General features: G+C 66.4%; 19 protein-coding genes. 12 read left to right on the forward strand and 7 right to left on the reverse strand.

Going from position 1 to position 19,384, the window contains the following annotated elements; all coding sequences use genetic code 11:
- Positions 1 to 8: 8 nt before the first annotated feature.
- Complete coding sequence (locus tag PWP93_RS17420) at positions 9 to 791, reverse strand: GntR family transcriptional regulator (protein ID WP_421045286.1); 783 nt, start codon at positions 789 to 791, stop codon at positions 9 to 11.
- 182 nt (positions 792 to 973) lie between these two features.
- Between PWP93_RS17420 and PWP93_RS17425 the strand changes: the two genes are divergently transcribed.
- From PWP93_RS17425 to PWP93_RS17455, 7 genes are all read left to right on the forward strand, one after another.
- Positions 974 to 2,251, forward strand: a complete 1,278-nt coding sequence (locus PWP93_RS17425; protein WP_421045287.1) for a cyanate transporter — start codon at positions 974 to 976, stop codon at positions 2,249 to 2,251.
- A 241-nt stretch (positions 2,252 to 2,492) separates the two neighbouring features.
- Positions 2,493 to 2,942, forward strand: coding sequence for a hypothetical protein (locus PWP93_RS17430; protein ID WP_421045288.1), 450 nt, complete (start codon positions 2,493 to 2,495; stop codon positions 2,940 to 2,942).
- Between the two features lie 375 nt (positions 2,943 to 3,317).
- Positions 3,318 to 4,004 carry an NADPH-dependent FMN reductase gene (locus PWP93_RS17435; RefSeq protein WP_421045289.1) on the forward strand — a complete coding sequence of 229 codons (687 nt, stop codon included), beginning with the start codon at positions 3,318 to 3,320 and terminating at the stop codon, positions 4,002 to 4,004.
- A 353-nt stretch (positions 4,005 to 4,357) separates the two neighbouring features.
- Positions 4,358 to 4,642, forward strand: a complete 285-nt coding sequence (locus PWP93_RS17440) for a transcriptional regulator (RefSeq protein WP_421045290.1) — start codon at positions 4,358 to 4,360, stop codon at positions 4,640 to 4,642.
- Positions 4,643 to 4,706: 64 nt separating this feature from the next.
- A complete protein-coding gene (locus PWP93_RS17445; protein ID WP_421045291.1) occupies positions 4,707 to 5,639 on the forward strand; it encodes a ferritin-like domain-containing protein in 933 nt (310 codons plus the stop codon).
- 41 nt (positions 5,640 to 5,680) lie between these two features.
- Positions 5,681 to 7,135 (forward strand): indoleacetamide hydrolase, encoded by a 1,455-nt coding sequence (gene iaaH / locus PWP93_RS17450; RefSeq protein WP_421045292.1) that lies wholly within the window; start codon positions 5,681 to 5,683, stop codon positions 7,133 to 7,135.
- Between the two features lie 73 nt (positions 7,136 to 7,208).
- Complete coding sequence (locus PWP93_RS17455; protein WP_421026082.1) at positions 7,209 to 8,012, forward strand: transporter substrate-binding domain-containing protein; 804 nt, start codon at positions 7,209 to 7,211, stop codon at positions 8,010 to 8,012.
- Between the two features lie 66 nt (positions 8,013 to 8,078).
- Here the strand turns inward: PWP93_RS17455 and PWP93_RS17460 are convergent, their stop codons facing one another.
- On the reverse strand, positions 8,079 to 8,519 hold the full coding sequence (locus PWP93_RS17460) for a hypothetical protein (protein WP_421045293.1): 441 nt from the start codon (positions 8,517 to 8,519) through the stop codon (positions 8,079 to 8,081).
- A 479-nt stretch (positions 8,520 to 8,998) separates the two neighbouring features.
- Here PWP93_RS17460 and PWP93_RS17465 point away from each other — a divergent pair, with 479 nt between their 5' ends.
- The 4 genes from PWP93_RS17465 to PWP93_RS17480 all read left to right on the forward strand — a co-directional run bounded on the left by PWP93_RS17465 (position 8,999) and on the right by PWP93_RS17480 (position 12,411).
- Entirely contained in the window at positions 8,999 to 9,280 is a 282-nt protein-coding gene (locus PWP93_RS17465; RefSeq protein ID WP_421045294.1) for a FeoA family protein, read from the forward strand.
- Positions 9,277 to 11,136, forward strand: coding sequence for a ferrous iron transporter B (gene feoB, locus PWP93_RS17470; protein WP_421045295.1), 1,860 nt, complete (start codon positions 9,277 to 9,279; stop codon positions 11,134 to 11,136). Before PWP93_RS17465 ends, feoB begins: the two co-directional genes overlap by 4 nt.
- Complete coding sequence (locus PWP93_RS17475) at positions 11,133 to 11,444, forward strand: DUF6587 family protein (RefSeq protein ID WP_421045296.1); 312 nt, start codon at positions 11,133 to 11,135, stop codon at positions 11,442 to 11,444. The genes feoB and PWP93_RS17475 overlap by 4 nt, the downstream gene beginning before the upstream one ends.
- Positions 11,445 to 11,622: 178 nt before the next feature.
- Positions 11,623 to 12,411, forward strand: coding sequence for a CDP-diacylglycerol diphosphatase (locus tag PWP93_RS17480; protein WP_421045297.1), 789 nt, complete (start codon positions 11,623 to 11,625; stop codon positions 12,409 to 12,411).
- On the opposite strand, the gene PWP93_RS17485 is transcribed toward PWP93_RS17480, so the two are convergent.
- On the reverse strand, positions 12,341 to 12,844 hold the full coding sequence (locus PWP93_RS17485) for a MarR family winged helix-turn-helix transcriptional regulator (protein ID WP_421045298.1): 504 nt from the start codon (positions 12,842 to 12,844) through the stop codon (positions 12,341 to 12,343). The genes PWP93_RS17480 and PWP93_RS17485 overlap by 71 nt on opposite strands.
- Positions 12,845 to 12,910: 66 nt before the next feature.
- Here PWP93_RS17485 and PWP93_RS17490 point away from each other — a divergent pair, with 66 nt between their 5' ends.
- Entirely contained in the window at positions 12,911 to 13,384 is a 474-nt protein-coding gene (locus PWP93_RS17490; protein ID WP_421045299.1) for a carboxymuconolactone decarboxylase family protein, read from the forward strand.
- A gap of 232 nt (positions 13,385 to 13,616) precedes the next feature.
- Here PWP93_RS17490 and PWP93_RS17495 read toward each other — a convergent pair whose 3' ends face one another.
- The 4 genes from PWP93_RS17495 to PWP93_RS17510 form a co-directional block, all read right to left on the reverse strand.
- Positions 13,617 to 14,783 carry a DUF4382 domain-containing protein gene (locus PWP93_RS17495; RefSeq protein WP_421045300.1) on the reverse strand — a complete coding sequence of 389 codons (1,167 nt, stop codon included), beginning with the start codon at positions 14,781 to 14,783 and terminating at the stop codon, positions 13,617 to 13,619.
- A gap of 105 nt (positions 14,784 to 14,888) precedes the next feature.
- On the reverse strand, positions 14,889 to 16,907 hold the full coding sequence (locus PWP93_RS17500) for an acetyl/propionyl/methylcrotonyl-CoA carboxylase subunit alpha (RefSeq protein WP_421045301.1): 2,019 nt from the start codon (positions 16,905 to 16,907) through the stop codon (positions 14,889 to 14,891).
- A gap of 48 nt (positions 16,908 to 16,955) precedes the next feature.
- Positions 16,956 to 17,747, reverse strand: coding sequence for an enoyl-CoA hydratase/isomerase family protein (locus tag PWP93_RS17505; RefSeq protein WP_421027038.1), 792 nt, complete (start codon positions 17,745 to 17,747; stop codon positions 16,956 to 16,958).
- 23 nt (positions 17,748 to 17,770) lie between these two features.
- Positions 17,771 to 19,378 carry a carboxyl transferase domain-containing protein gene (locus tag PWP93_RS17510; protein WP_421045302.1) on the reverse strand — a complete coding sequence of 536 codons (1,608 nt, stop codon included), beginning with the start codon at positions 19,376 to 19,378 and terminating at the stop codon, positions 17,771 to 17,773.
- Between the last annotated feature and the right edge of the window lie 6 nt (positions 19,379 to 19,384).

Consider the following 19,384-nt stretch of genomic DNA (forward strand, 5'->3'; position numbering starts at 1 on the left):
GCCGGCGCTCAAGTTGCGAAATCGGCGAACACGGCTTTCAGATCGCGGCGCGCCCGCGCCTGGCGCACCACGCGCTCCTCGATTTCGGCAAGGTGCTCGCGCAGGGTCGTGAGCGCCGCCGCCTGGTCGCCGGCCTCCAGCGCTGCGATGATCTGCCCGTGCTCGTCGGGCGCGCATGAGGTGGCCTTCGACGGATCGAAAAGCGCCTTGTAGAGCTCCGTGCGCGCGACGAGTTGCGCGAGCACCGCCACCAGCGACGCGCCGCCCGCAAGCTCGGTCAGGATAAGATGGAACTGGCCTGCGAGGCGCACCGCTTCGTCCACGCGGCCCTCGCGCAGCGCCTTCTTCTCGCTGCGCACGTGCGCGGCGAGCTTGCGGCGCATGCCCGCGTCGAGCGCGCCGCACAGCGTCACGGCCACGCCCGCCTCCACCACCTGGCGCGCGCGGTAGGTGGCGCGGATATCTTCCTCGGACGGCGACGGCACGAATGCGCCGCGATTGGGTTCGAGCACGAGCTTGCCTTCGAAACCGAGGCGCGCAAGCACCTTGCGCAGCGCGCCGCGCGTGCAGCCGAACGCCGCCGCGAGCTCGCGCTCCACGAGCTGCTGGCCCGGCGCGAGCTTGCCTTGCAGCAGCGCCGAGTTGATGGAGGCGTAGACGAGTGCTTCGACGTCGTCGGCACTTTCGCCTGGAGCGGGCTCGGCAGGTTTGCCGGCCGCTTCGTCGAGGTGAGCAGCGTGAGGCGGCTCGCCCGCGCGGATGGATCGTGCAGACTGTGTTGTAGAAGCCATGTGAAATCGCGCATGCGAACGGAATCAGGCGGCATTGTAGCGACGCGCATCCACCGATGAAATACGCAGTGCGCGCGCCGCCACGAATTCTCGCGCTATACCCGGCATAGCAGCAGCCGGCGTAATTGTTGACAATCATTCTGTATAATGGTCAACCAAAAGTTGCAATTAAGGTTGACCCGATGAGCACGACTTCAGACCCTTTTGACTCTTGCCAGCGCGCCACGGCCGTGTCGGCGCGCACGAGCGCGCTCGTCTGGTACGCCGCCATCGTCGCCATCGGGTTGAACCTGCGGCCGCTGCTCACGTCGATCAGTCCGCTCATGGCGACCATCCGCGAAGCCACCGGCCTGTCGTTCTACGGCGCCTCGCTGCTCACGAGCCTGCCCGTAGTCGCGATGGGACTGGGCGCATTCGGCACCGGCATGCTCGCGCGGCGCCTGGGCGAGACCCGCGGCGTGGCGCTCGGCCTCGTCGCAATCGCGGCGGCCTGTGCCGCGCGCGCGTTCGCCTCGACGGGCGGCACGCTCATGCTCACGGCCACTGCGGCCGGCGCAGGTGTCGCGGCCATTCAGGCGCTGCTGCCCGCCGTGATGAAGCAGCGCTTCGCACACCGCGTGCCGCTCGCGATGGGGCTCTTTTCGGCATCGATCATGGGCGGCGGCGGCCTTGGCGCGAGTCTGAGCCCGCTGGCCATGCACCTTGGCGGCTCGTGGCACGCGGGGCTCGCCATCTGGGCGCTGCCCGCGCTCGCCGCGCTCGCGCTGTGGGTCGGGCTCAACCGCGGCGCGCAAACCCGCACCAGGCAGGCAGCCCATCCCGGCACAAGCGCGGCCGCCGCCAGCGCCCACGTGCCGGTCTGGCGCAAGCGCCGCGCGTGGACGCTCGGCCTGCACTTCGGCCTCGTGAACGGCGGCTATACGAGCCTCGTGGCCTGGCTGCCCGCCTACTACCAGCAACACGGTGCGAGCGTGGCGGCCAGCGGCTCGCTGCTCGCCGCCATGACCGTCTTCCAGGCCGTCTGCGCGCTGCTGCTGCCGCTTGCGGCAGCCCGCTTCGCGGACCGCCGCCCCTGGCTCATCGCCGGGCTCGCCGCGCAATTGATCGGCATCATCGGCCTCACGGCCTGGCCCGAGGCCGCACCGGTCCTGTGGGTCGCATTCGCGGGTGCGGGGCTCGGGGGCACCTTCTCGGTCTCGCTCGTGACCGCGCTCGACCACTCGGGCGACCACCGCATCGCCGCCAGCCTCGTCGCGTTCGTGCAGGGGCTCGGCTTCGTGATCGCGGCGATCGCGCCAGTCGTGGCCGGCCGCGTGCGCGACCTCACCGGCGGCTTCACGGGCGCATGGATCATGCTCGCGATTTCCATCTCCGCGATGATCGTGCTCACGCTCGCTTTCTCGCCGCGCAGCTATGGCCATTGGCTCGGCCGGCCTGGCCGCGCCACGCCCGAGGCCTGAGCCGAGACGCTCGCACATCGGTTACCGCATCGACGCCACCCGGACGCAATCCCGACGCAACATCCACGCAACATTGGTGTGGGATGCTCCGTCAAACGTTTGCATTCACCTCTGTACGAATGTACAGTGCGTGCAGCCGACCTTCCGCGCCGCGGCCTCCCCTCGGGCGGGCGCTCCAGTCTCGCATCACGCGAGGCCGATGTGGCAAGGCGGGCCGGCTCACCGATACGGAGATCACGACGTGCGATTCATCTTGACGGGGACCTTGCTGTGCGTCCTCGCATCCACCGCGCTCGCTGGGGAACATTACACCGAGGTCTGGAATCCGCCCGAGGCGCGTCAGCCCGAGGCACGCCTGCCCGGCACGCATCCGTCCACGCCCGACAAGAAGGCGCACGCGCACCACGGCACGAAGCACAAGCTCGCCAGCACCGGCAGGCTCGATACGCGCAAGATCGCCGAGCCCTCAGTGCGCGCTTCGGCGGCTACCGTGCCGATGCTGCCCAACAACGCTGCGCCCAACGGCTCGAAGTCGAACCGCGACCGCGTGCCCTTCATCCCACCCCAGATCGGTCCCGACGGCAACGTTCTGCAAGTGAGCTATGCCGCCCCCGCGCGCCGTGCACAAAGCCCGCTCGCGCCCTTGTCCATCGCTCCGTCCGCCGCGCCGTCCGCCGCTGGCGCGCGCTGAGCGCCGCCGTCCCAGAGCCTGCTCGCCGGGTAAATCCGCAGATAAAAAAAGAGCCCCGTCACCTTGCGGTGCGGGGCCGAATCCCATGTCAAGGAGATGCTCATGTGCTCCGCATGGGATGGGACCAGCGCTTTGCATGGGACCAGAGTAAGTGCCAAAGCGCCAAGTTCCATCGACAGGAGACCGTTCTATCCTCGCAGTTCTCCTGAAGCGCACCAACCAATGCTTTCAGCTATGCATATCGCGAGTGGCATGCACAGCCAACCCGCCTCGTGGGCATATCCTTAGAAAAAAAAGTCGTTTCGCGCCACGCGGCGTGCTCACTAAGATGGCGCTTTGGGCATCGACCCCGGCCATGAATCCCAGGAGCACCCCTTGAGCATCCCCGATTCCAGACACCGCCCGCTCGTCGTTGGCATTGGCGGCACGACGCGCGAAGCGTCGTCGACCGAGCGCGCGCTCGCCTTCGCGCTGCGCGGCGCGGAGCAGGCCGGCGTGCGCACGCGGCTGTTCGGCGGCACCTTCTTGCATAGCCTGCCTCATTACGCCCCCGAAAACGCCACGCTCACCGACGCCCAGCGCGAACTGATCGACGCCGTGCGCGCGGCGGACGCCGTCATCATCGGCACGCCCGGCTATCACGGCGGCGTTTCGGGCCTCGTGAAGAACGCGCTCGACACGCTCGAGGAGCTGCGCGCCGACGCCCGCCCCTATCTCGACGGCCGCGCCGTGGGCTGCATCGTGACCGCCTATGGCTGGCAAGCCGCGGGCTCGGTGCTCACCTCGCTGCGCTCGATCGTGCATGCGCTGCGCGGCTGGCCGACGCCATTCGGCGCCGGCATCAACACGCTGGAGACGCGCTTCGACAGCGCCCATCAATGCTCAGACGAGAAAGTCGTCGATCAGCTTTTCATGGTCGGCCAGCAAGCCGCACAGTTCGCGCTCGCATTCGGGATTGCGTCCGACACGCAGCGCGCGGCCTCGCAGGCCGGCGCCACACGCGCGATCGCAGCGGGTGCCGGCGCGGCGCGCAATGAAGACCGCCTGAGCGTCGCCGTTTGATGCGTTTCCGGCGTGCCATGCGCGCGCCGCCGCGCCTTCCGCACGCGTCCCGATCCCCCCCGTGTTTCACCACGCTGCGCGCTTTGCGCGCTAGCGCACACAGGCATGCGCGTTGCGTCATCCAGACCACAGACGCCCCGCGCTGCACGGGCCACATTGAATGCATCCCGTAATCTCGCCTCATCCGGATCAACCTGCTGACCGTTCCCGGCCACCCGTGATTAGCTTGCGACGAATGAGTGGTTCCAGGTGCGCACCGTAGCCCCTACGCTTCCCCCGTACCGGCATACGAGCAACGAGGCGCCCATGCGTAACACGCACCCAGGCAGGAGTACCCGCAGGATCCAGAAGCCATGAACGCACCTATCCGTTACAAGGGCTACGAAGTCGCGCCGAGCGCCCAGCGGCTTCCCAACGGCCTGTACGCCGCCAATCTCACGATCGGCCCGCTTGCAGCCACCCAAACGCCATCGCACACCGCGACGGCATCCGGCACCGAGGCAAGTCCATCGGAAACGCTGCGCAGCGCACTCGTTTCGTTCGACGCGCTCGACTACTTTTTCGACGAACGCCACGCACTCGCCTACGCATGCCGCTGGGCACGCATGTGGATCGACGAGCAGCGACGCTGCGCGTGAGGTCTCCCCATCCCTTACAGATATGACAGAATAGGAGCCAAATCACCGCCATCCATTACGCTCAATGTCCGACACCCTGACGCATGCAGCCGAAGGCGCTAGCGACGAAGACAGCGCCCTCGCCGTCCAGGACGCCGCGCTGCGGCACTGGACTCATGCCGCGCCAGGGCCGATCCGGATCGGATCGGATGAGCACCGGACGATGTTCTGCCGGATGCTGCTGGACACGCACGATTCCTATCGCCCGGCCGTGCTCGACTGGCCGACGCTCGAGCCTGACGCGCTGCGGCGCCTGACTTCGCTGCCGATCTGGGACATTGCGGTGCAGACCGAAGGACGCGCGTCGATCCGCGTGAAAACCTATGCGGCCACCGTGAGCGATCCGCTCCTGCGCGCGGCCATCGAGATGGACGGCGACGAGGAAGCGCGCCACAAAGTCGTGCTCTCGCATCTCGTCGAGGCCTATGGCATCGCCCTCGCGCCCGAACCGGGCTATCCGCCGCCGCAAGACCCCGAGTGGGCGTGGATGTTCACGGGCTACAGCGAATGCATCGACAGCTTCTTCGCGTTCGGCCTGTTCCGCTCCGCGCAGCGCTCGGGATTTTTCCCTGCTGCGCTAGTCGAAACCTTCGAGCCCGTGATCCAGGAAGAAGCGCGCCATATTCTTTTTTTCGTGAACTGGGTGACGTGGTATCGCAAGAATTTGCCATGGTGGCGCCGGCCCTGGCACTCGCTGAAAGTCGGGGCAATCTGGGTCAAACTGGTATGGGATCGTGTGGCGATTGCGCGGGGCATCGATGCCGAAGGCGTTGCGCACGACTCGAACTTCCTGCCCGCCAACCGCGAGGTGCTGGGCGACTCGCTCAAGCCGCGCGAGATGATCGAACTGTGTCTGCGTGAAGACCAGCAGCGCATGAGCGGCTACGATTCGCGCCTCTTGCGCCCGACGCTCGTTCCCGCGCTCGCCCGCCTCGCGCTGCGCTTCATGAAGCCATAGCGGGCGCCGCCACCTGCACGGCCGCACGCGGAGGAAACCGCATGACCTGGACTGTCGACCAGCAACTGGAACTGAGCGCGACGCAAGCCGTCGCGGCCATTCGCGAAGGGCGGATCAAAGCGACCGACTACGCCGCAACCTTGCTCGCGCGCGCACAGGCGCTGGAAAACCTCAACGCGCTCACGACGCTCGACGTGGAAGGCGCGCTCGCCGCCGCGCAGCGCATCGACGGGCTCGGCCCGAATGAACGCGCGCACCTGCCGCTGGCCGGGCTGCCCGTGGTCGTGAAGGACAACATCAATACGCGCGGCCTGCAAACCTCCGCGGGCACGCCCGCGCTCGAAGGCTTCCTGCCCGCGCGCCACGCGCCCTCGGTGCAGCGGCTCGTGGATGCGGGCGCGATCGTGCTCGGCAAGGCCAACATGCACGAGCTCGCGTTCGGCATCACCAGCACCAATCTCGCACCGCATGCGGGCCCCGTGCGCAATCCCTGGGATCCCGAACGAATCCCCGGCGGCTCGTCGGGCGGCACGGCCGCCGCCATCGCGGCGCGCATCGTGCCGGCCGGGCTCGGCACCGACACCGGCGGCTCCACGCGCATCCCCGCCGCGCTGTGCGGCATCGTCGGCTTGCGTCCGAGCGTGGGCGACGGCGGCACGCAGCGCCGCTACCACGACCCGCATGCCGTCGTGCCGATCAGCCGCACGCGTGACACGGTCGGGCCGATGGCGCGCACCGTCGCCGACGTCGCGCTCATCGACGGCGTGATCACCGGGCACGGCCCGCTCGCCCGAGCCGCCGTGACGAACCTGCGCGTGGGCTTGCCCGCGCCGTTCTGGTCGGGCCTGGAAGCCGCGACCGAGCGCGTCGCGCGCGCGGCGCTCGCGAAACTCGAAGCGGCTGGCGTAACGCTCGTGCCCGTGGAAATGAGCGAAATTTTCGCGCTCAACGACCGCGTGAGCATGGCCATCGCGCTGCATGAACCGATTGAAGACCTGCAAGCGTGGCTCGACGCAAACCACCCGGGCGCGCGGACCGTCGCGGACGTAGCGGCGCGCATCGCGAGCCCGGACGTGCGCGCGGCCTACGACGCCATCCTCGCCGACACGCGCGGCAGCGACTACCCCACGGCGATGACGCTCTGGCGTCCGCGGCTGCAGCAGCTCTATGCGCAGACCTTCGCCGCCAGCGGCCTCGATGCGCTGCTGTTTCCAACGACGCGGCTCGCGGCCGTGCAGATCGACGAGATGAACGGATCGTCGAGCGTGTCGATCGACGGCGGCGCGCCCATCGACGAACTGGAGGCATATCTGCGCAATACCGATCCCGCGAGCAACGCGGGCATTCCCGGTCTGGCGCTGCCTGCGGGGCTCACCGATGCGCGCCTGCCAGTCGGCCTCGAGCTCGACGGCCCAACCGGCAGCGACCGCCGGCTGCTCGCGATCGGGCTCGCCTTCGAAGAGATTTTGGGGACGCTGCCGGCACCGGAAATTTGACGCGGTAATATGCCTTCGCGCGGCATCGCGCACTCCACTGCAGTCCTCAATTCGAAAAAACAGGAGACGTGCCATGAAGCTATCGAAGCTCCTTCTTACCAGCGTGCTTGCTGCATCGGCTCTCGGCCTCACCGCCGTTGCCGCTCATGCGGAAGACCTGCTGGACAGCGTGAAACAAGCCGGCGTGCTCAAGATCGGCCTCGAAGGCACGTATCCCCCGTTCGACTCGCGCGACAGCAAGGGCGAGCTGGTGGGCTTCGACGTCGACGTCGCGAAGGCGGTGGCGGCCAAGCTCGGCGTGAAGCCGGAATTCATTCCGACCGAATGGAGCGGCATTATCGCGGCGCTGCAAGCCGGAAAATTCGACGTGATCGTCAATCAGGTGACCATCACGCCGCAGCGCCAGCAGGCGCTCGATTTCAGCCAGCCCTATACCTATTCCGCGGCCCAGTTGATCCAGCGCGCCGACGACAAGCGCGAATTCAAGTCGCTCGACGAGTTCAAGGGCGACAAGAAACTCGGCGTCACGCTCGGCACGAACTATGACCAGATGGCGCGCGCCGTGCAGGGCATCAATGTGCAAACCTATCCGGGCGCGCCGGAAAAGCTCCGCGATCTGGCCGCCAAGCGCATCGACGCCACCATCGACGATCGCTTGATGCTGCCGTACATCATCAAGACTTCGCAGTTGCCGCTACGTCCGGGCGCAGTGCTCAAGGGCGCCAATCAGGAGATGGGCATCCCGTTCCGCAAGGGCAATCCCAAGTTCGAGAAAGCGCTCAACGATGCGCTCACTTCGCTGAAGCAGGACGGCACGCTCAAGAAGATCTCGGAGCACTGGTTCGGTTCCGATGTCACCGTGCCGGTCGCACAGTAATCGCCTGAGCGGCGGTTGCGCGCGCCGCAACCAAACCGAAAGACAACGATGGCGGCGCGCGCGTGATCAGTGGTAGGTCGTCTTCGTCGCTTGCAGCTTCGTCAGCGTGCCATTCTTGAGCCGGAACCAGCCTTCCGGGCTCTGCATCACCGCTTCGTCGGGCTGCCAGAACACGCGCTTGACCGTCATGCGCACGTTCGCGCGCTGCACGAGCGGCGGATTGCGGCGCAGGTCGTACACCACCGGGCCGTAAGCCGTCTGCACGAGCGTGCGCGTGATCGTGCCGTTCGCACCGACCTCGTCGAAGTGCGTAAGCGTCTTCGCGTCGAAGCGATCGAATTTTTCCCTGTTGAGCATCGACACGAAATCGCGATCGTCGCGCACGAATTGCAGCTCGCCCGACGGTGTGGCGAATGGCCCGGACGCAGTGCTTTGCGCGTGCGCGCCAGTGACGAGCGAGGCGGTGGCGAGAGCGGCCGCGAGCGCGGCGAGTAACAGTCGTTTCATTGTGCTTTCCAGATCGAGCAGCGGCGCCAGCGATGGAGCCACTCATGAATATTCCCGCGCAGCATTCTCGCCAATTTCAGGCATTACGTCGACTCACCCGAATGTGCCGGACGCTGCGGGTTCAGGATGCTGGCGTTGCAAGTCCCGAACGGCGCGCAGTTCCACGACGCGTTCGTCGGCGACAAGGAAATCACCGGCACTGCACTTGAATCCGCCCAACAGTAGGCCCAAGGTCCGCATGGACCGGATGACCGGCTCGAAACTCTGAACGCGCTAAAGAGGCACTGAAGACGCACCGAGGGCTGGGGGGCTTCGATGCGGCAAATCGGCACACTAAACCGCCCGGCTCCCGCCCCGGCGCCGGGTCCCCCGCTCCGCGCGGCTTTCGCGCCGATAGCAGCCTGCCCGGCTGCGCCCCCAAGCAGCCGCATCGCCGTTACAATGAGAACCGTTCTCATTTCAATACGACAGAATTCTCCATGCGGTTGACCGACCTGCCCAAGAACGCCGCTGCATGCGTCGAGTGCGTCGAGGATGTCTCGGCACGCGACCCGATCGCCCAGCGCCTGCGCGACCTCGGCTTCGTGGCCGGCGAGCCCGTGCGCGTGGTGGCGCGCGCGCCGTGGGGCGCCGACCCGTTACTCGTGCAGATCGGCTCGACGCGCTTCGCACTGCGCCGTGCGGAGGCGCAACGCGTGAGCGTGAACCTGAACGCCAGCGCGGGAGCAGCCGCTGACGGCGCTCACGGAGCCGCCGCATGAGCCAGGCACCGTTGCGCATCGCCCTCGTCGGCAATCCCAATTGCGGCAAGACCGCGCTTTTCAATCTGCTCACGGGCGCGCGCCAGAAGGTGGCGAACTACGCGGGCGTGACCGTCGAGCGCAAGGAAGGCCGCTTTGCCACGCCGGGCGGCCGCCATATCCAGGTGCTCGACTTGCCCGGCGCCTATAGTTTCGAATCGACCAGCCCCGACGAGCGCGTCACCCGCGACGTGCTGCTCGGCCGCTATCCGGGCGAGGCCGCGCCCGACCTGATCGTCTGCGTGGCCGACGCCACCAACCTGCGCCTGCATTTGCGCTTCGTGCTCGAAGTCAAACGCATGGACCGTCCGGTCGTGCTGGCGCTCAACATGATGGACGCTGCGCGACGCCGTGGCGTGGTAGTCGATGTCGCCGCGCTCTCGCGCGAACTCGGCATGCCCGTGGTCGAAACCGTGGCCGTGCGGCGCGGCGGGGCGCACGGGCTCATCGAGCTGATCGAACGCGTGGGCAACGATGCGACGCCCGCTTCACCCGAACACAGCACGAACGACAACGTCGATGCGCGCGCCGATGTGCACACCACGGTCCGGCGCATTCTCGCCGCGACCGTGACCATGCCGCGCGCCACCGATGCGCGCGACGACGCCATCGACCGCTTCGCCCTGCATCCCGTGCTGGGCCCGCTGATTCTCGCGGTGGTGATGTTCCTCGTGTTTCAGGCCGTGTATTCGCTGGGCAAGCCGCTCACCGACGCCATCGGCGACGGCTTCGGCTGGCTGGGCGCCGCCGCAGGCGCGGCGCTGCCCGACGGCCCGCTGCGCAGCCTCGTCACCGATGCGCTGTTCGGCGGAGTGGGCACCGTGCTCGGCTTTTTGCCCGAAATTCTGGTGCTGTTCTTCTTCATCCTCGTGCTGGAGGAATCGGGCTACCTGCCGCGCGCGGCCTTCCTGCTCGATCGCCTGATGGTCTGCGTGGGCTTGACGGGCCGCTCGTTCATTCCCTTGCTATCGAGCTTCGCGTGCGCGATTCCTGGCGTGATGGGCACGCGCAGCATCTCCGATCCCCGCGACCGGTTCGCCACAATACTCGTCGCGCCGCTCATGACATGCTCGGCGCGGCTGCCCGTCTACGCGCTGCTTATCGGCGCGTTCATTCCGCACCGGCTGATACTCGGCGTATTCAACCTGCAGGGGCTCGTGCTGTTCGCGCTGTACGCGGCCGGCATCGTGGGCGCGATGGCGGTGGGCTGGGTCATGAAGAAGCTGCGCCGCGACCATGGCGAGCACGCGCTGCTGATGGAGTTGCCTTCGTACCGCCTGCCGCGCGCACGCGACATCGCCATCGGCTTGTGGGAACGCGGTGCGATCTTTCTGAAGCGGCTGACCGGCATCATCCTCGCGCTGACCGTGCTGATGTGGTTCATTTCCACGTTCCCCTCGCCGCCCGAAGGCGCGACGCTGCCCGCCATCGACTACACGATCGCCGGCTATCTGGGCCACGCGCTGCAATGGCCGTTCGCACCGCTCGGCTTCAACTGGCAGATGAGCCTCGCGCTCATTCCCGCGTTCGCCGCACGCGAAACGGCGGTGGCCGCCCTCGCGACAGTCTATTCAGTGGCGAGCGGCGACGGCGACATTGCCGCGCTCGGCCATACGCTCGCGCAAAACTTTTCGGTGGCCAGCGCGCTTTCGCTGATGGTGTGGTTCGCGTTCGCGCCGCAGTGCATGTCGACGCTCGCCGTGATCCGCCGCGAAACGCGTTCGTGGCGCGCGGTGGCGATCTCGTTCAGCTATATGTTCGTGGTGGCTTATATAGCCTCGTTCATCACCTACCAGATCGCGAGCCGTTTCCTGTGAGCACGAGTCTCGTTCTTCAATATGCGGTTATCGCGCTGCTGGTGGCAGCGAGTCTCTGGACCGCGCTGCGCAAGCTCGCGCCGAAGACGACCACGCGCTGGCAAGCCGCCGCCGCGGCGGCGCTGCTGCGCCCTCAACGCGGTGCATTCGCGCAGCGCATGGGGCGCTTCGTGCAGCCCAAAGGCGCCACCGGCCATTGCGGCGACGGCTGCGACACCTGCGGAACGTGCGGGCCCGCCGACCCAACTTCGCACGCCGGCGCAGCATCGCGCGAACAACCCGTCACGTTTCACCCGCGCCGTAAATAAACCCGCCACACTGCATCGGCTACACTCGCGGCAGCAAGGCGAGCCCGCGCGAGCGCATCGCGCGGCCCATTTCCGAATTGCCTCATACGTCCGTATAGCGCCGATGCCTCAAGTTTCCTTTGCTGCATCCTCCCTCCGTGCCGCGCGTTTCGCTTCGTTCGCTGCAGCGTTGGCCACCGTGTTGCTCACCACCAGTTGCGTGCGTCTTTCCGCGCTCGACTCAAACGGGCTCTGGAAGGTCGTTGGCGAACAATGCGTGCCGAACGCGCGCGACAAAGGCGATCCCGGCCCTTGCACGAGCGTCGATTTCCAGAAGCGCTATGCGGTGCTCAAGGACATCAACGGGCGCGCGCAATATCTGCTGATCCCGACCGACCGCGTGCCCGGCATCGAAAGCCCCGAGATTCTCTATGGCGGATCGCCCGAATACTGGGTTGGTGCGTGGGCCGCGGGCCGTTACGTGGACGCAAAACTAAAGATGACACTCGCGCCCACACAACTCGGCCTCGAAATCAATGCTTCACAGCGGCGCTCGCAAAACCAGTTGCACATCCATGTCGATTGCATGCGCAACGATATTGCCGACGCACTCGCGCCATATCGCCACGACGCGCCCGGCACGTGGCGCTGGACGAGGCTGGACGGCAAGCGCTATCGCGTCACGCGCGTGATGAGCCTCTCCGATCAGAGCAATCCGTTCCGCATCGTCGAGCGCGGTCTGGGGCCGAAGCAAAGCATGGCCGTGCAGACGATTCTCGTGACCGGCGCCGGCCCCGACACCGCGCGCGACGGCTGGCTCGTCGTCAATAGCGGGCTGGACGTGGAAGGCGGCACCGGCACCGCCGAAGGGCTGCTCGATCATTCGTGCGCACTCGCTCGCGCGCCGGGCACGACGCTCACACCGCTTCGTCTTCGCGCGCCAGACGCGCGAGCCAGCGGCGTATCACCTGCTCTTCGTTCTGGGTGAAGCCTTCGGTCATCTGTGCCTCGAGTTTCTTCACGCGCGCGCGGCACTGCTTGAGCAAGATCTCGCCCCCACTCGTCACCTCGATCTGCTGAATGCGGCCGTGCACCGGATGCGGCCGGCGCTCGATCGCGCCGCTGCGTTCGAGATTCGCGACGATCACGCTAACCGTCTGCGGGGTCAGCACCGCGAGCCGCGCAAGATCGGCGCCGGACACGCCGGGATAGGCGGCGAGCATCGTCAGCACCACGAATTGCGGCGGCGTGATGCCGAGATCGGCCAGCGCGCGCTCCATGCGCAAGCGCTGCGCCGCGCCCGCCTGGCGTAGCAGATAGCCCATGTGGCCGGACTCGCCACGCTTGCCTTCGCCGGGGGCGGGAATGGGCGCGCTGCGCTCGCCCTGGGTTTTTGTCGCGGATTTCGCGGTCTTGCGCATGATGTCAGAGTTCGAATATGATGTTCGTGCTCTGATGTTATCCGGCAACCGACGCGAGGTCCAGTCATGTCCAGCCCATCCTCCCGCATCAGCTACGAAGACTTCCGGCGCGAAGCCGCCCAGGTGGCCAGCGCGCTTTCGACCATGAGCAAGGCCGTCGACGATTCAGGCCTGGAAAAAAACCTCACCGAGTTGCTGAAGATCCGCGCGTCGCAAATCAATGGCTGCGCGTTCTGCATTCAATTTCATTTGAATATCGCGCGCGAAAAGAACGTGGCGCGCGCGAAGCTCGATCTGGTGGCTGCGTGGCATGAGGCGCCCACGCTTTATAGCGAGCGCGAGCAAGCCGCGCTGGCCTATACGGAAGCGCTCACCTCGAAGGTGCACGAAGGAGTGAGCGATGCGCTGTACCGGAAGGTGGCGGAGCAGTTTCCCGGGGAGCAGTTGGCGTTCTTGACGGCCGCCATCGCCAATATCAATGCGTGGAACCGGATTGCGGTGGCGCTGCGGTTTGCGCCACCGGTGAATGAGGGGACGTAAAGGTCCTAGCAGTTGCCTTTTTTCGCCTGACCAGGCGGGCAGAAGCCATTGCCCGGACCGCCTTGGGGCGCGACCACGACGCCCGCCGGCGGCGGCACGTATACCGCGCACCCGCTCAATCCCAGCCCTGCCGCAGCCAGAAGCCCAATCGCGATTTTTTTCATCTCGTTCTCCGCAACAAAAGGAAAGGGCCGCAAGCGACCCTTTCCAATCATACTGCCTGAATCATCATTCAAAACGCGAAGTTGACACCCGTCGGGTTGGTCGCCGCGTTCACGTTCGCCGACTGCACCGCGCCAGACTCTGCATCGGCCTCGATCGTGTATTGCCCCGCAACGGTCGACGCCGCCGTGAGCGAGATCGGCAGTGCATTCGAGTAGGTCCCGGCGAACGGCGCGCCCGTCGGCAGCGACAGCGCGTAGTTGCCGGTATCCGCATTCGCATTGATAGCCGAGATCTCATACGGACTCCCGCCGATCACCTGCAGGGCGCGCACGAGTGCCTGCGCGGAGGACGTCGCGTTGCCGCTCACGCTGCCCATCGGCGATGCCGGCAGCGTGATGGGCGCGGCCGAGGTCGACACCGGCGTGTCCGCGTTCACCACCACGGGCACCGAGCGGACGATACCCGACGCAAAATCGTTCTCCACGATCACGACGTCGTAGTTGCCCTGCGTCGAGCTCTGGACGAGCGGCGACAGCACGAACTTGCCGGTGCTGTCGGCAATCGTCCCCTTGACGACCTTGCCGTTCTGCTCCGCATACACGGTTGCGCCCGCCTCGGCTTGCGCGACGTAGCCCGAGATCGAACCGCTCACGACGGTGGGCGTCGCGGTCACGACCGGCTTCATCTGATAGCCGCCATTGCCCTTCTGCACGATCGACTTGCACGCGTTGAAGTCGAGGATGAGATCGACGAGTGTGTTCGGCTGCACCGTGAACGGCGTGATGATCTTGTAGCCGCTTTGGGTCGCGCTCGGCGTCGCGAGCGGCTGTTCGGCGCCGCCCGTGGGCACGACCGAGTTCGATAGCGTATTGCCTGTGTTCGGCACGAGCACAAGACGGACTTGCTGATATTGGCCAGCCGGCAGCGCGGTCTGGCCAAGGTCGGCGAGCGCGCCGTTGGTCAGCGACAGCAAGTCGATCTTCTCAGGCGTCGCCAGCGTAATGGTCGACCAGCCGGCGTCGTTGTCACCCGCGTTTGCACTCGCGTTTACCCGAACCTGCGAGACCGTGACGAACACGTGATCGAAGCCGCAAGACGGTGCGTCGGTCATGGCGACCTTCAGCGTGCCGGTCTGCGCGGTGCTGCCGCTATCGCTGCCGCCTCCACCGCCACACCCTGCAAGTGCGAGCGGAATCAGGCCTGTGAGGGCTAAAGCCTTCCACGTTGCGTTCATGATGTTCGCCTCCCTCTTGTTGTTGGTGCGCGAAGCATAGCTTTTTGTCAGCTCACAGTTTGGACAATTTTGAAACCGATCGTAACAACTCGCTCACCGCTCCGTTCAGCCGGCTTCGAGCACCAGCAGCTGGGCGCCATCGGCCACCTGGTCGCCCACTGCATAAAGCACTTCGGTCACTTTGCCAGCCGCCGGCGCACCGATGGTGTGCTCCATTTTCATGGCTTCCATCACGATGAGCGGCGCGCCCTTCTCCACCACCGCGCCCGCCTCCACGAGCACAGCAATTACCTTGCCCGGCATGGGCGCCGTGAGGCGGCCTTCGCCGTGCTCGGCATCCGCTGCGTGCGCAAGCAGGTTTTGCCACTCGAACGCCATGCTCGCGCCAAGGCAAAACACGTGGAACACGTCGCCGTCGATGAACACGCGGCCCGTCACGCGATTGTTGCCGATCGCCGCCCCGTATTCGTTCGCGCCCTCACCACGCCACCACGTGTAGCGCTCCTGGCTACCTACGCATGCGAGCGTCTGTGCGCCGCCGTCATGGGTAAACACCGTCGACAATGTCTTATCGCTTTCGATGTCGCGCCATCCGAAGGTCTGCTCGAAGCCGCCATTCAGACGCCAGTGCGCGAGCGCCTGCCACGGCGATGCGCCCCGACCCAGGCCACCCTCGCGCGCGATCAGCGCCGCGCTGGCCAGCGCGAGCGCCTCGCGCAACGGCTTCGCTTGAGGCGCGAACAGCGCATCGTGATGACGCTCGATGAGGCCCGTGTCGAGATCCGCGTTCGCGAACGGCTCGCAAGTCACGAGCCGGTGCAGGAACTCGACGTTCGTATGCGGGCCGACAACCTCGCACTCTTCCAGCGCGCGCCGCATGCGCGCGAGTGCATCGTCGCGCGTTGCGCCGTGCACAATGAGCTTGGCGATCATCGGGTCGTAGAACGGCGTGATGGTGTCGCACTCGCGCACACCGCTGTCGATGCGCACGCTTGCGCGCTCGCTGCCATCGCCACCATTGCCGATGCTGAACTCGACGCCCGCAGGCATGCGCAAATGCTTGAGCGTGCCCGTCGACGGCAGAAAGCCGCGCGCCGGATTCTCTGCATAGATGCGCGCTTCCAGGGCGTGCCCCGTCACCGTGAGCTGCGACTGTTCGAGCGGCAGCGGATCGCCCGCTGCCACGCGCAATTGCCATTCGACGAGATCGAGGCCCGTGACCATTTCCGTCACCGGGTGTTCGACCTGCAAGCGCGTATTCATCTCCATGAAGTAGAAGTCCGCGCCCGTCATGATGAACTCGACGGTACCCGCGCCCACGTAGTTCACCGCGCGCGCCGCCGCCACCGCGGCTTCGCCCATCGCGCGCCGCACGCTCGCATCGAGACCCGGCGCTGGCGCTTCTTCGAGCACTTTCTGGTGACGGCGCTGCACCGAGCAATCGCGGTCGAACAGATACACCGCGCCGCCGTGCTTATCCGCGAACACTTGCACTTCCACGTGACGCGGGCGCATAAGGTACTTCTCAATCAGCACGCGGTCGTTGCCGAAGCTGCTCGCGGCCTCGCGCTTGCACGATGCGAGCGCCGCCGCGAAGTCCTCGCTGCGCTCGACCACGCGCATGCCCTTGCCGCCGCCGCCCGCGCTCGCCTTGAGCAGCACGGGATAGCCCATCGCGTCGGCTTCGCGCTGGAGCAGCGCGGGATCCTGGTCGTCGCCGTGGTAGCCCGGCACGAGCGGCACCGCGGCTGCATGCATGAGCGCCTTGGCGGCGGCCTTCGAGCCCATCGCGGCGATCGCCTCCACCGGCGGTCCGATGAAGACGATGCCGGCCGCTTCGCACGCATGTCCGAAATCTTCGTTTTCCGAAAGAAATCCGTAGCCCGGGTGAATGGCCTGCGCGCCGGTCGCCTTCGCGGCCTCGATGATGCGCTCGATGCGCAGATAGCTCTGCTGCGCGCTCGCCTCGCCGATGTACACGGCTTCGTCGCATGCGGCAACGTGCTTGGCGTTCGCATCGGCATCCGAATAAACGGCCACGCTCTTCACTCCGAGGCGGCGGCAGGTGGCCGCGACGCGGCAGGCAATCTCGCCCCGGTTGGCGATCAGAATCTTGTTGAACATGAGAGGTCTCGCTTTTTGGCTCGGGTTCGCCTGTCGATTACGCTGCGATCACGCGGGATCACGCCAGCGCGGCGTGCGCTTTTCGAGGAACGACGACACACCGTCGCGACCCTCCTCGCTCGCGCGAATGCGGGCAATGCGCATGGCGGTGTCTTCGATCAGCGCATCGTCGATCGATTCGCCCGCGATGTCCTGCACGAGTTGCTTGCATTCGCGCACCGCGTTCGGGCTGTTTGCACAAAGCGTGCCGGCGATGCGCGCCACTGTGGCGTCCAGTTCGTCCGCGCTCACCGCCTCGCTCACGAGGCCGAGGCGCAGCGCCGTCGCGCAATCGAGCGCCTCGGCCGTGACGAAGTAGCGGCGCGACGCCTGCTCGCCGAGCGCGCGAATCACATACGGCGCGATCGTCGCGGGCATGAGCCCGAGGCGCGCTTCCGAAAGGCAGAAGTTCGCGGTCTGCGCGGCCACGACGACATCGGCCGCGCACACGAGACCCATGCCGCCGGCGTACGCGTCGCCGTGCACGCGCGCGATCACGGGCTTCGGACAGCGGTAGACAGCGGAGAGCATGTGCGCGAGGCGCAGGGCATCGGCGCGGTTTTCCTGGTCGGAGTAGCCGGCCATCTTGCGCATCCAGTTCAGGTCCGCGCCCGCGCAGAACGCCTTGCCGTTGCCCGCGAGCACGATGACACGCACGTCGTCGCGTGCGCCGAGCGCGGTGAAGGCGGCCGTGACATCGGCAATCATCGTCTCGTTGAACGCGTTGCGCACGTCGGGTCGATTGAGCGTCACGGTCGCGACCTGGGCCTTCACGTCGACCAGCAGCGTTTCGTATTGCATCGTCATGGTCTGGTTCTCCGCGCTTACATGCGGAACACGCCGAAGCGCGTGTCTTCGATCGGCGCGTTCATCGTGGCCGACAGCCCGAGACCGAGCACGTCGCGCGTCTGGGCCGGATCGATCACGCCGTCGTCCCACAGGCGCGCGCTCGCATAATAGGGATGCCCCTGGCGCTCGTACTGGTCGCGGATCGGCTGCTTGAAGGCCTCTTCCTCTTCCGCGCTCCACGTGCCGCCCTTGCCTTCGATGCCATCGCGGCGCACCGTGGCGAGCACGGAAGCAGCCTGCTCGCCGCCCATCACCGAGATGCGCGCATTCGGCCACATCCACAGGAAACGCGGCGAGTATGCGCGGCCGCACATGCCGTAATTGCCCGCGCCGAACGAGCCGCCGATGATGACCGTGAACTTCGGCACCTTTGCCGTGGCCACCGCGGTCACCATCTTCGCGCCGTTGCGCGCGATGCCTTCGTTCTCGTACTTGCGGCCCACCATGAAGCCCGTGATGTTCTGCAGGAACACGAGCGGAATCTTGCGCTGGCAGCACAGCTCGATGAAGTGCGCGCCCTTGAGCGCCGACTCGGAAAAGAGAATGCCGTTGTTCGCGACGATCCCCACCGGGTGGCCCCAGATATGCGCGAAGCCCGTGACGAGCGTGGTGCCGTAGCGCGCCTTGAATTCGTCGAAGGCCGAGTCGTCGACGATGCGAGCGATCACCTCGCGCACGTCGAAAGGCTTGCGCGTATCCACGGGAATCACGCCGTAGACGCTCTTTGCGTCGTAGCGCGGCGGCAGCGGGTCGCGCAACACGACAGGTGGCGTTTTCGTGCGGTTCAGGTTGCCGACGATCGAACGCGCGATCGCGAGCGCATGTGCGTCGTTCTGCGCGAGATGATCGGCCACACCGGAAAGACGCGTGTGCACGTCGCCGCCGCCGAGATCCTCGGCGCTCACTTCTTCGCCGGTTGCAGCCTTCACGAGCGGTGGCCCGCCCAGGAAAATCGTGCCCTGGTTCTTCACGATGATCGACTCGTCGCTCATCGCCGGCACGTAAGCGCCGCCCGCGGTGCACGAACCCATCACCACGGCAATCTGCGGAATGCCTTGCGACGAGAGATTCGCCTGGTTATAGAAAATGCGGCCGAAGTGGTCGCGATCGGGGAACACGTCGTCCTGGTTGGGCAGATTCGCACCGCCCGAATCGACGAGATACACGCACGGCAGATGGTTTTCCTGCGCGATTTCCTGCGCGCGCACATGCTTCTTCACGGTGACGGGATAGTACGTGCCACCCTTCACGGTGGCGTCGTTGCAGACGATCACGCATTCCTGGCCCGCAATGCGTCCGATGCCCGTGATGATGCCCGCGCCCGGCGCGGCGTCGTGATACATGCCGTAGGCCGCGAGTTGCGAGAACTCGAGAAACGGCGTGCCCGGGTCGAGCAGTTGCGCGATGCGCTCGCGCGGCAGCAGCTTGCCGCGCGAGACGTGCTTGTCGCGCGCCGCCTCGCCGCCGCCGAGCGACAGCTTCTGGATCTTCTCGCGCAGGTCCGCGACCAGCGCCTCGAGCGCGGCGGCATTCGTCTTGAAGTCATCCGAGCGCGGATTGAGCTTCGATTCGATGATCGGCATCTCGTC

Source organism: Paraburkholderia sp. A1RI-2L (assembly GCF_048957375.1).
GTDB lineage: Bacteria > Pseudomonadota > Gammaproteobacteria > Burkholderiales > Burkholderiaceae > Paraburkholderia.

What these genes read in the sequence shown, in the direction of transcription:
- PWP93_RS17420 (WP_421045286.1), bottom strand. Translation starts at nt 791, where the DNA reads ATGGCTTCTACAACACAGTCTGCACGATCCATCCGCGCGGGCGAGCCG.
- PWP93_RS17425 (WP_421045287.1), top strand. Translation starts at nt 974, where the DNA reads ATGAGCACGACTTCAGACCCTTTTGACTCTTGCCAGCGCGCCACGGCC.
- PWP93_RS17440 (WP_421045290.1), top strand. Translation starts at nt 4,358, where the DNA reads ATGAACGCACCTATCCGTTACAAGGGCTACGAAGTCGCGCCGAGCGCC.
- PWP93_RS17445 (WP_421045291.1), top strand. Translation starts at nt 4,707, where the DNA reads ATGTCCGACACCCTGACGCATGCAGCCGAAGGCGCTAGCGACGAAGAC.
- iaaH (WP_421045292.1), top strand. Translation starts at nt 5,681, where the DNA reads ATGACCTGGACTGTCGACCAGCAACTGGAACTGAGCGCGACGCAAGCC.
- PWP93_RS17455 (WP_421026082.1), top strand. Translation starts at nt 7,209, where the DNA reads ATGAAGCTATCGAAGCTCCTTCTTACCAGCGTGCTTGCTGCATCGGCT.
- PWP93_RS17460 (WP_421045293.1), bottom strand. Translation starts at nt 8,519, where the DNA reads ATGAAACGACTGTTACTCGCCGCGCTCGCGGCCGCTCTCGCCACCGCC.
- PWP93_RS17465 (WP_421045294.1), top strand. Translation starts at nt 8,999, where the DNA reads ATGCGGTTGACCGACCTGCCCAAGAACGCCGCTGCATGCGTCGAGTGC.
- feoB (WP_421045295.1), top strand. Translation starts at nt 9,277, where the DNA reads ATGAGCCAGGCACCGTTGCGCATCGCCCTCGTCGGCAATCCCAATTGC.
- PWP93_RS17485 (WP_421045298.1), bottom strand. Translation starts at nt 12,844, where the DNA reads ATGCGCAAGACCGCGAAATCCGCGACAAAAACCCAGGGCGAGCGCAGC.
- PWP93_RS17490 (WP_421045299.1), top strand. Translation starts at nt 12,911, where the DNA reads ATGTCCAGCCCATCCTCCCGCATCAGCTACGAAGACTTCCGGCGCGAA.
- PWP93_RS17495 (WP_421045300.1), bottom strand. Translation starts at nt 14,783, where the DNA reads ATGAACGCAACGTGGAAGGCTTTAGCCCTCACAGGCCTGATTCCGCTC.
- PWP93_RS17500 (WP_421045301.1), bottom strand. Translation starts at nt 16,907, where the DNA reads ATGTTCAACAAGATTCTGATCGCCAACCGGGGCGAGATTGCCTGCCGC.
- PWP93_RS17505 (WP_421027038.1), bottom strand. Translation starts at nt 17,747, where the DNA reads ATGCAATACGAAACGCTGCTGGTCGACGTGAAGGCCCAGGTCGCGACC.
- PWP93_RS17510 (WP_421045302.1), bottom strand. Translation starts at nt 19,378, where the DNA reads ATGCCGATCATCGAATCGAAGCTCAATCCGCGCTCGGATGACTTCAAG.